General features: G+C 43.9%; 11 protein-coding genes. All 11 read right to left on the bottom strand.

From position 1 onward, the window contains the following. Positions 1-84 precede the first annotated feature (84 nt). The 11 genes from M2470_RS07915 to M2470_RS07865 all read right to left on the bottom strand — a co-directional run bounded on the left by M2470_RS07915 (position 85) and on the right by M2470_RS07865 (position 13,426). Positions 85-1,737 carry an AMP-binding protein gene (locus tag M2470_RS07915; protein ID WP_280744637.1) on the bottom strand — a complete coding sequence of 551 codons (1,653 nt, stop codon included), beginning with the start codon at positions 1,735-1,737 and terminating at the stop codon, positions 85-87. A 14-nt stretch (positions 1,738-1,751) separates the two neighbouring features. Then, positions 1,752-2,333, bottom strand: coding sequence for an XRE family transcriptional regulator (locus M2470_RS07910; RefSeq protein WP_280744638.1), 582 nt, complete (start codon positions 2,331-2,333; stop codon positions 1,752-1,754). A 142-nt stretch (positions 2,334-2,475) separates the two neighbouring features. Further along, positions 2,476-4,536, bottom strand: a complete 2,061-nt coding sequence (locus M2470_RS07905; RefSeq protein ID WP_280744639.1) for an NADH-dependent [FeFe] hydrogenase, group A6 — start codon at positions 4,534-4,536, stop codon at positions 2,476-2,478. Between the two features lie 34 nt (positions 4,537-4,570). Further along, positions 4,571-6,469, bottom strand: coding sequence for an NADH-ubiquinone oxidoreductase-F iron-sulfur binding region domain-containing protein (locus M2470_RS07900; protein ID WP_280744640.1), 1,899 nt, complete (start codon positions 6,467-6,469; stop codon positions 4,571-4,573). Positions 6,470-6,475: 6 nt separating this feature from the next. Then, entirely contained in the window at positions 6,476-6,994 is a 519-nt protein-coding gene (locus M2470_RS07895; RefSeq protein WP_280744641.1) for an NAD(P)H-dependent oxidoreductase subunit E, read from the bottom strand. Positions 6,995-7,295: 301 nt separating this feature from the next. Beyond that, a complete protein-coding gene (gene rpsO, locus M2470_RS07890) occupies positions 7,296-7,571 on the bottom strand; it encodes a 30S ribosomal protein S15 (protein WP_280744642.1) in 276 nt (91 codons plus the stop codon). Between the two features lie 94 nt (positions 7,572-7,665). After that, complete coding sequence (locus M2470_RS07885) at positions 7,666-8,355, bottom strand: response regulator transcription factor (RefSeq protein WP_280744643.1); 690 nt, start codon at positions 8,353-8,355, stop codon at positions 7,666-7,668. A gap of 6 nt (positions 8,356-8,361) precedes the next feature. After that, complete coding sequence (locus tag M2470_RS07880; protein ID WP_280744644.1) at positions 8,362-8,931, bottom strand: STM3941 family protein; 570 nt, start codon at positions 8,929-8,931, stop codon at positions 8,362-8,364. Between the two features lie 5 nt (positions 8,932-8,936). Beyond that, positions 8,937-9,230 carry a PG0541 family transporter-associated protein gene (locus tag M2470_RS07875; RefSeq protein ID WP_280744645.1) on the bottom strand — a complete coding sequence of 98 codons (294 nt, stop codon included), beginning with the start codon at positions 9,228-9,230 and terminating at the stop codon, positions 8,937-8,939. A 22-nt stretch (positions 9,231-9,252) separates the two neighbouring features. Then, positions 9,253-12,396, bottom strand: a complete 3,144-nt coding sequence (locus M2470_RS07870; protein ID WP_280744646.1) for an efflux RND transporter permease subunit — start codon at positions 12,394-12,396, stop codon at positions 9,253-9,255. Between the two features lie 25 nt (positions 12,397-12,421). Beyond that, complete coding sequence (locus tag M2470_RS07865; protein WP_280744647.1) at positions 12,422-13,426, bottom strand: efflux RND transporter periplasmic adaptor subunit; 1,005 nt, start codon at positions 13,424-13,426, stop codon at positions 12,422-12,424. Positions 13,427-13,451 lie beyond the last annotated feature (25 nt).

Here is a 13,451-nt window from a genome sequence, read left to right as displayed (position 1 = left end):
GGTACATATTTACCTTTTAATACCAACGGATTAAGGTTTCATAAATTGTATAAGGCAGATTAGAATGGCATTAAAAAAGGGGGTTCACACCGGTGTAACCCCTTTTTCTGCCAATAATTCGAGACTAAGCTCACGTAGCTTAAACTTCTGTATTTTTCCACTTCCTGTCAACGGAAAATCTTTAATAAAGAATATATATTTCGGTATTTTGTGACGGGCGATCTGTCCCCGGCAGTAGTCTTTTACATCCTCTTCCGTCATCGAAATTCCGTCGTGCAAAATAATAAATGCACCTACCTCCTCACCATACTTTTCAGAGGCAACTCCTACTACCTGTATGTCTTTTATCCCTTCCATTTTGTAAAGGAAGTCTTCTATTTCCCTCGGATAGATATTTTCTCCTCCACGGATAATCATGTCTTTAATACGTCCGGTGATCCGGTAATTGCCGCTTTCATCTTTTACGCCCAGGTCGCCACTATGCAGCCAGCCATCCTTGTCAATGGCTTCGGCTGTAGCTTCCGGCTTTTTATAGTATCCTTTCATCAACAGATAACCACGACAGCATACCTCGCCCGGTTCGTTGATTCCGCACTCTTCGCCTGTTTCAGGATTCAGTATCCGTACTTCTGTAAACGGATATTCATAGCCTACAGTATAGCAACGTTCTTCAAAGCTTTGATCCGTGCGACTTTGTGTCATTCCCGGAGAACTTTCCGTCAGCCCGTACACACTGGTTATATAGGTAAGATGCATCTTCTCAATAACGGCCCTCATCACCTCAGGGGGGCATAATGAACCGGCCATGATCCCCGTCCGAAGCGAAGTCAGGTCAAACATATTGAACATCGGATGGTTCAGTTCGGCAATAAACATAGTAGGTACTCCATACAAAGCCGTGCAGCGTTCTTTATGGACAGAAGCCAGCACCACCAGCGGGTCAAAGCGCTCTACCATCACCTGCGTACAACCATGCGTCAATACATTCATGGAAGCAAGTGTAATGCCAAAACAATGGAAAAGAGGCACACAGCAGCACAACTTGTCATCGGCTGTAAATTGCATGTTCTCACCTGTAAAATAGCCGTTGTTGGCTATATTATAGTGCGTGAGCATCACTCCTTTAGGGAAACCTGTCGTTCCGGATGTATATTGCATATTCACTACATCGTGGCAATTCACTATTGCTTTAGCCTCTACCAATGTAGTATCTTCTATATTCTCACCTAAAAGCAACAATTCCGGGGTATTATACATCCCTCTGAACTTCTCCTGCCCAATATACACCACGTTTTTCATCTTCGGAAAACGTTCGCTTTTCAGGTATCCGCGTTGCGTTTCTTTCAGTTCGGGGAGCATTGTATACACCATATCGATGTAGCTTCCATCAAATACCCCTTCTGTAATGCAAAGCGTATGTAAATCGGAGTCTTCTACCAGATATTCCAACTCGCTCTGCTTGTAATTGGTATTTACGGTAACCAGTACAGCGCCTATCTTGGCTCCGGCAAACAGGAAGGTAAGCCAGTCCGGTACATTAGTTGCCCATATACCCACATGGGTTCCTTTTTTTACACCAATAGCCAACATTCCTTTCGCCATCCGGTCTACACGATCATTAAAGTCCTTCCATGTAAAGCGAAGGTCACGATCCGAATAAACAATATATTCTTTATCAGGCGTAACGGCTGCCCAATGCTCCAACCATTGCCCAAGGGTCTTTTCCTGTAATTCCATATGCAGTCCGGAGATTAATAAGGAGTATAAACAACTCCCAGTATTTTTGCAGGGCTTCCGTTGCCGGCATGTACATGATGGGCAACAATCGAGTCGTAATAAATACTATCCCCCTCTTCCAATATATATATGTTCTTCCCGTAATTGATCTCTACAACACCTTCCAATACATAGATAAACTCTTCTCCTTCATGGGTAGAAAGAATAAAATTCACATTCTGAGACGGTGCAATATCAATCAGAAACGGCTCCATGTGTCGTCCGGATTTATCTCTCGAAAGTGAGTGATATTCCATGTGCTTGTGCGAAACGGTAGCATTATTGGAAAAACTGATACTGTTTTCTTCCTGGCTGTCTCTCTTCCTGCAGATAACAGGACCCAGTTCCGACTGGTCGTCGAGGAATGTACCCAGGCGTACGCCTAACACGCGCGCTATTTTAATGAGCGGAGCCAAGGAAGGAAAGTCTATATTATTCTCGATACGCTCGATCTGCTCAATGCTCAAACCCGAACGAACGGCCACATTTTCCAACGTAAGTTGCTTAGATTCGCGAATACTTTTGATCTTCGCTCCGATTACTTTGTTACTACCCATAAGTATTATTTGTTTACAATAAATCCGAATTTGTTTACAATCTGAAATAAAACAGTGCAAATTTACATTAATATTCCATCTCTCCAAAGAAAGATGGAATATTGACAGGGTAAACGTATTTTATGTAAACAGAAAGCTGAGGTTAATTCTCAACAGCCAACAGTTTGCCTATTCTATGGATTTCTTTGTAAAGTTCTTCTATTACTTTATCATAGGTAGCATATTCGATCAACATATCATTTACACGTACGATAGGAGCATGATCGCAACGTTCGAAACAGAAGGTAGCTTTCAGGTCTACCATTTCTTCCTGTCCTTCAAAGCCTACTATGTCTTCCAGCTTATTTTCCACTACGTGAGCCAGCAACTTCTTCAATAGTTCCTGAGAGCCTTTCATAAAGCAGTTGGTGCCCGTACATACGGCAACTACAATTTTAGGATGCTCTGTATTCCGGATATTGATTTGCTCTTTCTCTATCCGCTTTCGTCCATGATAGTGTGTATGCAACAACTCATGGGCTTTACGACTTCCTATCTCGCCTAATACGTTAGCATATAATTCTTTGACATAGGGATTGTCTTGCGATTTATGTAATTGTAACGCTTTATCTTCATTGTAAAGCAACTGGGCGCGCTTTTCACGGAATTCAGGATCGAAGCTAACCGGCTGTCCACCACCTGCAATACATCCGCCCGGACACGACATCACTTCTATCAGGTCGTAATCAGAGATGCCAGCTTTCACTTCTTCACACAGCTTACGTGCATTTGCCAATCCATGTGTTACACCGAGCTTGAGGTGAATACCTCCCAATGTGAGTTCTACTGTACGTATGCCGTCCATCCCACGCACCTCTTTGAAGTCGTAGTTGGTCAGGCGTTCACCGGTTAGTTTCTCGTAGGCATAACGCAGTACGGCTTCACTCACACCCCCGGTATTTCCAAAGATTACACCGGCTCCTGTTTTAAAACCGAGAGGCATATCGAACGATTCGGGCTGTAACTTCTTTATCCGGATACCTGTTTCATGAATCATTCTTCCCAGCCCTTCCGTACTTAATACATGATCTACTTCCGGTATCCCCTCATGGGTAAACTCGCTGCGTTTGGCCTCGAATTTCTTTGCCGTACAGGGCATAACGGAAACAATAACCAACTGTTCGGGTTTGATATTCAGTAATTCGGGCAATATCTCACGCGCAATACTTCCGAACATTTGTTGGGGGGATTTGCAGGAAGACAGGTTAGACAGTAATTCGGGATAATATTGCTCCGTAAACTTAACCCAGCTGGGACAACAAGAGGTGAATAACGGGAGTTTTTCTCCTTTTGTTTTTCTTGCGATAAATTCCGTAGCTTCTTCCAGAACGGTCAGGTCGGCAGTGAAAGAGGTGTCATATACCTGATCAAAACCCAATCGTTTTAATGCCGCCACAATCTGTCCGGTACTAACTACTCCTATTTCCGTACCGAATGCTTCGCTTTCTCCTAAAGCTACCCGTATAGCCGGAGCTAATTGAGCAATTACATATTTGTTCGGGTCGTGGATCGCTTCCCATACTTCCTCCGTTTCTTGCCTGGGTATCAAGGCTCCTACCGGACAAACGGATACGCATTGCCCGCAATAGACACACTCTACATCAGCCAGACTTTTCAGGTAAGCAGGTGCAACACGTGTCTTTGAACCTCTGTTTACAAAGTCAATAGCACCTACCGACTGTATTTCCTTACAGGCTCTTACGCAGTCGCCACACAGGATACATTTATTCGGATCGTGAATAATACTTCTTGATTTATTATCTATCGGTTCGAGCTTATTTGTCTTTTTAAACCTCACCTTGTCTACTCCCAGGCGGCGGGTGAGGTATTGTAGTTTACAATTATTGGAACGGGCACAACTCGGACAGCTAATGTCATGATTCGCTAACAATAGTTCCAGGTTTATTTTCCTTATCTTGCGTACCTCTTCCGTATTGGTATGAACGACCATTCCATCTTTCGGAGCAATCGTACAAGTGGCTTGTATTCCCATCCCCTCAATGTCGCACACACACAAGCGGCAGGCTCCATAGGTACTTAAGTGGGAATGATAACAGAAAGTGGGTAACTCTATGTCTATTTTCCGGATTATTTCCAGAATATTCTTTTCGTTGGCTATCGGAACATCTATTCCGTCTATCTTGATAAATCCTTTATTTTCCATGATTTGGTTTCTCTTTTGTTTAGAATAGTACGCGTTAGAATCCTACAACAGCTTCAAACTTACAGGTGCTGGCGCAAACTCCACACCTGGTACATAATGATGCATCTATAACATGCACCTGCTTTTTCTCTCCACTGATAGCTCCTGCCGGGCACTTACGGGCACAAGACGTACATCCGGTACATTTCCCGGCATCAATGGTAATATCAGCCAATGCTTTGCAGTTGTTTGTTTTGCAGCGTTTCTTTACAATGTGCTCCAGGTATTCTTCGCGAAAACGATTGATGGTAGAAATAACCGGGCTTGGAGCTGTTTTCCCCAATCCGCAGAGTGAAGCCTTTTTCACCACATGAGCTACTTCCTGCAATAACTCAAAACTCTCTTCTGTAGCTGTTCCATCAATGATTTCATCCAGTAAGGCCAGCATTTGCTTGGTACCTTCGCGACAGGGAACACATTTCCCGCAACTTTCGTTCTGGGTGAAGTTCATAAAGAAACGGGCAATCTGCACCATGCATGACTGTTTGTTCATCACGACCATACCTCCGGAGCCTACCATAGCTCCGTTCCGGATCAGGTTGTCATAATCTATCTCAATATCCAGGTGATCCTCCGTCAGGCATCCTCCCGACGGGCCGCCGATTTGTATGGCTTTGAATCCCTCATGGGTTACAGAGCCGTCATCATTTGTTACCCCTCCGCCTATATTGTATACGATCTCTCGCAGGGTGGTACCAAAGGGTACTTCAATAAGGCCGGTATTGGCTACATGCCCGGTTAGCGCGAATGTTTTGGTTCCTTTGGATTTCTCTGTTCCATAGGCATTAAACCACGAAGCCCCGTTGCGGATAATCAGCGGAACAGCCGCTAGTGTCTCTACATTGTTAATAACTGTAGGCTTGCCGAACAATCCTTTCTGGGCAGGGAATGGCGGTTTGGGGTTAGGCATGCCTCGTTTCCCTTCGATAGAAGCAATCAATGCTGTTTCTTCGCCGCAAACAAAGGCTCCTGCCCCTTCCATAATATGAATATGCATGTTGTGTCCGCTTCCGAAGATATCCTCTCCCAGAATACCAATCTCCACAGCATCGCTGATGGCTTTAGACATGCGCTGAATAGCCAGGGGATATTCCAGGCGGACGTATACGTGAGCCTCATCGGCACCAATTCCGCGAGCGGCAATCATCATCCCTTCCAGTACGCGGTGGGGATTTCCTTCCATCAGGCTTCTATCCATAAATGCACCGGGATCGCCTTCGTCGCCATTGCATATCACATACTTCTTGGAGCTTTCTTCCTGTAGTGTAAACAGCCATTTACGACCGGTAGGGAAGCCGCCGCCCCCTCGTCCGCGCAAGCCGGAATCCAGTATTGTGTTACAAACCTCTTCGGGAGTCATTTCCTTAAAGGCCTTCTCTGCTGCAAAGTAGCCACCATGTGCAATATATTCGCGTATATTTCCCGGATCGAGGTGAGAGCATTCTCCCAATACCAAACGTGTCTGGCGTTTATAGAAGGGTATTTCTGTCTGTCCACGACTTTTCTTTCCGTCGGCTGGGTTTGTATACAGGAGTTCTTCTATCATTCTGTCGTTTAAAACAGTCTCTTCCAGTATCTGCTGAACGTTTTCTTCCTTTACTTTGGTATACATTATTTCATCCGGTAAGATATTTACCAAAGGCCCCTGCCCGCAAAAACCCTGGCAGCCACTACCGGTTAGCTGATACGTGTCATTGTCATCGTGGCGATTAAGTTCCAGGTCTACGAATACATGCAAACCCTTATCTTTTATAGCCTGTTCAAAAGCCTTATATACCTTTAGTGATCCGTTGGCTATGCAACCGGTTCCTGCACATATGATGATCCGTTTCTTTACATGAGCTGCCGCATCATTATAGTTAGCCTGTATCTGTTGTAAGTTAATAGTTCCCATAGCCGTTTAGTTATTTTCTTTTTGTAAGATATCATTGATGATCTCTTCGCATTTCTGTGAAGTTACCTGCCCATACACCTGATCATTTATTACCATAACCGGAGCCAGTCCACAGGCACCGAGGCAGCTTACTGCTTCCAGTGTGAAAAGCATATCGTCTGTCGTATGTTTTTCCCGGGATAGCTTCAGTTTATTGCAAACGGTGTCGATAAGCCGGGAAGAGCCTTTTACGTGGCAAGCCGTTCCGTCGCAGACTTTAATTACGTATTTCCCTTTGGCTTCCAATGAGAAGTGAGCATAAAATGTAGCCACGCCAAATACTTCGGCAACCGGCATATCCAGTGCAGTTGCGATATAGGTAAGCACCTGTTGCGGCAAATACCGATATTCTTCCTGCACTTCCTGCAAGATGGTGATGAGGCGCTTCTTATCATGATTGTATTTCTCAATGATTTCAAGCACACGTGTAAACTGCCGGGCTGTCTTATTGGCCACAGCAGAGGAATCTGTTGTTTTTGCGTTCATTTTGTTATCAAAAGCATTTAAGTTGTAAGAGGTTAACTATATAATCGCTGATTTTACCTCGAAGATAGTCAAAAAAATGGAATTATCATACATTTATTGGTTCTTTATCGCCAATCAGAAAAAGTTTCATCTGGATAAGAATCTTTTCTCATGCTGGTGAGAATTTTTTCTCATCCAGATGAAACTTTTTTCTCACCGGCATGAGAAAAAAAAAATTTCAAGCATTAAAACAGGGTGAAATTTGCACAAAAAAAGGGCAACCTCCGAGGAGATTGCCCTTTCTATGAGAATTATGTATTTTTTATTTTCTGATTCCCAGCTCTTTGATAATCGCACGATAGCGTGTGATATCTGTTTTGATCAGATAGTCGAGCAAACGACGACGTTTACCTACCAACATCTTAAGCGCTCTTTCCGAGCCGTGATCTTTGTGATTCTTCTTTAGATGCTCTGTCAAATGAGAGATACGATACGAAAATAATGCAATCTGACTTTCCGGTGAGCCCGTATCAGTAGCAGACTTTGCATGTCCATGTGTGCTAAAAAGCTCTTTTTTCTTTTCTGAATCTAAATACATGTTTTTTTACTTTAATAAATTAATACCATTTTATCTAAGCGGTTGCAAAGATAGGGATTCCTTTTTGATACACAATATTTTCGGTATTAATTTTTCAGCAAACCAGTAGTTTGTAGCCTCTTCCGTGTATGTTTACAATGGAAATGGCATTGTCTCCTTCCAGCAGTTTGCGTAATTTGGTGATGTAAACATCCATGCTGCGGGCATTATGGAACGAGTCGCACCTCCATACGTTTTTCAATACCGCTTCCCTTTCTACTACTTCATTAACATGCTCACACAGGTACTTCAACAGGTCGCATTCCTTGGTGGTTACTTTTGTGTGTTTATCACCTATCAATAAATCGCGCGTATGCGTGTCGAGCACGTATTGACCAATGCGGTATACCTGATCGTGCCTTCCTTTGAAGCCATGAGTACGTCTGAGAATAGCTACGATTCTCAGGTATAATTCTTCCAATACGAAAGGCTTCCTTATCAGGTCGTACGCTCCTGTTTCATAGGCCTGTGTAACTACGTCGAGTGTAGGGTGTAAGCTGGTAAAGATCAGAATTGTTTCTTTATTCATTTCTCTGATTTTCCGGGCAAGCTCAAACTCTTTTTCGGGAGACTTCTCCAACGCAATCAAGCAGATAGGATACTGCTTTTCGCAAAAAACATCATAAGCCGTTTCATGCTGGGTGAATACATCTGAGTGGATATTTTCCATCAGCATAAATTCCTGCAACATAAGTCCTAAGACCTCGTCCTTTTCAAAAAGAAACATACGGAAATCATCTTTCATGGGTCTTTAGTTTATAAGTGTAATAATATGTGATTCTTTATACTTATCATACTTCAATTTTACGGCCAGCAGCAGATCGTCGAACGAGCAGTTCAATGCCCGGTTGGAAAAACAGATCGGGGAGCCGTAATATTGCAGTTTCAGTTCAAGGGATCGCCGCTTAACAGGGCTGGGTTCACGCATGATATATTCATTGGGGTTTGACACTTTTAACACAATATACTTTCTCTCTTTAGAGCCACTACCCAGTTCTTTCATTACTTTACAGCTCTCCACATCTTTCCATAAAACGGTACCGATACGGTTTCCTGTGGAAATATCATTGATTCCTTCGTCGGATATATACATAGCCGTGAAGCGTTCTTTCCGCAAGTGGAAATAGGCGAAAAAGGTAAAAAAGGCAAGCAGCAGACCCACAACACCAAGGATGAGTAACAGGAAACGCCCTCCGCCAAACCTCAGCAATGAACAGAGGTAAAGAGCCGCGCAACCAATCAGGGAAGAGAGGATTGCCAGTGTCAGCAATCCCCAGATTTTCCTCCGTATTAATGTAAATCTTATCAATGTAGGAACCATATACTTTATATTGTTTGTTCTACATTCCAGACAAATGCCCGTAGACCCTGAGCCTCGGTCTGCCTATCCAGTTTATGCAACAAATCGAGCAAGTTAGCTACTTGGCTATCGTCTACAATAGCCAGCATGGCACTATTCAGCGTGGGCCAGGCATGGCTTCCAAAATGCGGTTCGCCTTTATTGCTCCCTCTGCCCTGTACAACATCCCAATAGGTAAATCCCCGGATATTGTTACGATCCATAATAGCAAGAATGGTCTCGTAATAAGCCTGATTGAATGATATAAATATTGCTTTCATCTTTTTAATAATTAAATGTTATTTAAAGCGCCTCAAGGTGTTCTATTTTAGCTAATTGGCGACGTTTGCGTTTAATACCGTTGCCTGCGAATATGCTGTAGATGGTAGGTATAAGAACAAGGGTAATCAAGGTAGAGACAGAAAGTCCCCAAGCTACCGTCATCCCCATAGAACGCCACATTTCAGCTCCTTCTCCGGTACCTACCGCCATAGGTATCATACCCAGAACAGTAGTAAGAGTAGTCATCAACACCGGACGCAGACGGGATTTACCGGCTGCTACTACGGCTGTAAGAACACTCATGCCCCGTTCACGACACAAGATCGTATAGTCTACCAGCACAATACCATTCTTCACTACAATACCCATCAGCATGATTAAACCGATCAATGCCATAACACCCAAGGGAGTTTGTGTGATAGACAACCCCAACACAACACCTGTTAAGGCGAATGGTATGGAGAACATAATCACAAAGGGATCTACAAGCGATTCAAACTGAGCAGCCATCACAATATAAACCAAGATTACAATCAATACTAATAAGACATACAGCTCATTGAATACATCTTGCTGGTCTTCGTATGATCCGGCCAACTGCCAAGTGATATCGGAAGGCAAGTCCATGCTGTTTAACTCTTCGGTGGCTACATCCACCAGGTCGCTTAAAGCGGCTCCCTTAGCGGCTACTGCCGTTATGGTAATCACACGTTCGCGGTTCTTGCGCTCGATAGTAGGAGGCGTCATACGCTCTGTTACTTGTCCCAGATCACGGATACGTACTCCCTCTCCGTCGTTGTTGTAAATGACGATATTTTCAATATCTTCCAGCGACTGACGGTATTCGGGAGCATACCACACGCGGATATCATATTCGTCTCCGTCTTCGCGATATTGCGAAGCGATCGATCCGTTGATACGGTTTCGCAGATACATGGAAGCAGTCGTTACATTCAATCCGTTGAGAGCCAATTTTTCCCTGTCGAAGTCGATCTGGTACTCGGGGATATAATCGCCACGGCTGATACTGGTTTGCGAACAACCTGCCGAATGAAGCATTCGCTGGGAAACTTCGTTGGCTATCCGGTCTGTTTCCTCAAAGTCGAATCCGTATATTTCTATATCTATAGAGCTTTCACCTCCCATAGATATCTTACTGCCACCGGCTAATACTTCATACGTTTTGATTTCCGGATACATAGCCAGGTCTTGACGCATCAGATCACATATCTCTGACATACTTCTTTCGGAACCGGATTTCTCCAAACGCTCACTAATACTATACAAAGCAATATTAAAGGATATGATGTGTGAGCCGTTATCACTTAGCTGTGCAAACGTGTTATCCGTACTAGCCTGCCCTTCCGAGAAGTTCGTTATTCTGATTTCAGGGTATTTCTGACGGAAACTTTCGTCGATACGCAAAGCCAGGTCACGGGTGATCTCCTGCCGGGTACCAATGGGCAATTCCACTGTTACGCCGATACGCGCATTATCCATAGTAGGGAAAAATTCCGTTTTCAAAGTAGGCACTAATAGCATACTGCTGCCGAAGATGGCAATAGCTACAACCACCACAACTGCCCGATGGTGTACAGCCCAGTAAAGTAATTTGCCATATCCTCTATCCAAAGCTCCTAAAGCTCTCTCTATAGGAGTAAAGAACAAGGTGTACAACTTGCCTTTCTTAGGATCCAGCTTCAATAGCTGAGAGCAAAGCATAGGTGTCAAGGTTAAAGCCGCAGCTGTAGAGATAATCATAATGATACTGACGATCCAGCCTAATTGCTTGAATAATACACCTGCCATACCCGACACCATGGTAAGCGGAAGGAATACAGCCAACATGGTAAGGGTAGAAGCAATAACGGAGATTGCTACTTCGTTGGTGGCATACACAGCTGCCTGCTTGGGTTTGCTACCGTTTTCTATATGCTTGGTGACATTCTCCAACACCACAATCGCATCATCCACCACCATACCAATAGCGATAGACAATGAGCTAAGAGAGATAATATTCAATGTATTACCCGACATCAGCAAATAAATGAAAGCGCCGATCAGTGAGATTGGAATTGTCAGAACAATGATAAAGGTAGCCCTCCAGCGCCCAAGGAATATAAATACAACCAACATAACGATAACAAACGTAATCATGATTGTTTCTACCAAACTGTCGATTGTATTCAGGATGTTGTCGGACGTATCAATAATGACCCCCAGTTCCACGTCAGAAGGCAATTCTTTCTGCAGTTCGGGCAAACGTTCTTTTATCTTTTTGGAAATGTCTACTGAATTAGCTCCGGATTGTTTCTGAATGATAATCATACCGCCTTTTGCCCCGTTATTGAATGCTTCCTGGGCACGTTCTTCTATGCTGTCTTCCACCCGGGCTACATCACGCAGATAGACCGGCTTGCCATCCTTGCTGCCTATCACCAGATTCAACATTTGCCGGGAATCTGTAAATTCTCCCTGTACACGAAGCGAATAGGTGTTTGAGCCAATATCTACTGTTCCACCCGGTGTGTTCCGGTTTTCCATGGCAATGATGTTTGCCACGTTTTCGATACTCTGGTCGTATGCTTCCAGCTTGTACGGATCGCAATATACTTGTACTTCCCGCACGGCCGTTCCGGAGATAGACACAGCACCTACACCACTGATACGCGCCAAGGGGTTGGATACCTTATCGTCCAGTATCTTATACAGTGCATTGGTACTTTCATCTGCCGTAACCGACAGAATCATAACCGGCAAGTCGTCTGTTCCAAACTTGAAAATAATAGGGTTTTCCACATCATCGGGTAACGATGACTCCACCATATCGAGCTTATCCCTCACGTCATTGGTGGCGACATCTATATCGGTACCATATTCAAATTCAAGCACCACAATAGACATATTCTCCTTCGACTGGGAGGTGAGGTTCTTCAGGTTGCTCACACTATTCATCACGTTTTCCATGGGCTTGGAAACGTTCATCTCTATATCTGAAGCACTGGCTCCCGGATAAGCTGTCATTACCAGAATGGTGTTTGTTTCTATTTCCGGAAGCAAGTCTATAGGGAGTCTGCTCAGCGAAAAAAGCCCCAGGATTACGATTGTAACAAAGACAAGAGCTGTTGTAATCGGCTTCTTGACAGCCGATGCATATATACTCATATTCTTAATATTTAACGATTAGTGATTAATTCACAATTTCAACTTCCATTCCGTTCATCAGACGATTTATACCGGCTATTACCACCTGGTCGCCATCTTCTACACCGGAAATTACTTCGTAGCGGTTGCCCATCCGGCGCCCCAGCTCTACTTTATTATAAGAAACCCTTCCGTTCTTGCATACATATATATAGCGGTCGCCGGAGCCTGCCTGCTTCACAATTGCCTGATCAGGAGCCACTACATGAGGTTTTGTCCCAAAGTTCATCGTTACACGGGCAAACATACCCGGGCGTACCCGCTCATCATTGTTATCTATACGTATTTCAACCGGAAAAGTGCGGGTGGCCGGGTCGATGGTGGGATAGAGCAAACTTACTTTTCCTTCAAACACTTCATCTCCATAAACATCCAGTTTTACACTGACAGGCATCCCCTTCTTTACCTGAGTAAAGAAACTTTCAGACACATTGACGATCAGCTTAACCGGGCGAATCTGCTCTATTACATAGACTTCCGTTCCTCCGTACATATCGCCGTTATCATAATTACGAGCGGTAACGACCCCAGATACAGGACTTAGCAGTTTATTGTTTTCCTCTAAGTTACGATACGCTTCCCGGCTTACGTCCAAAGCTGTTTTCTGAGCATCCCAAGCCGATTTGGAAGCTCCTCCTACCCGGTATAATTCATCAATCCGCTTGAACTCAACTTCCTGATTATCCATTTGTATTTTCGTTTGTTTCAGATTGGTAGCATCCATGGTAGCAAGTAGTTGACCGGCTCTTATATGATCGCCTACTTCTACATGCAGTTTTTCTATGCGCACAGGCGATTGTGGGGCAATCTTATTGGTTATATTGGCCTGAACCGTAGCTGTAAATTCGTTCGTCTGTTCTACATCCTGCACGTGTACCGTTTCTACTTTCACCATCACTTTCTCATCCTGCTTTTCAGTTGTTCCTTTATCTTTAGAGCAGGCTGTCAGCAAAACCAATACTGCCAGTGGTAATACATTCCTTGTTTTCATCTTATTATCTTGTTTTATTGTATGC

This window comes from Parabacteroides sp. PH5-46 (assembly GCF_029892785.1).
Taxonomy (GTDB): domain Bacteria; phylum Bacteroidota; class Bacteroidia; order Bacteroidales; family Tannerellaceae; genus DFXE01.
The sequence above is the reverse complement of the archived record's forward strand: the minus strand, read 5'-3'. Positions and strand labels throughout refer to the sequence as shown.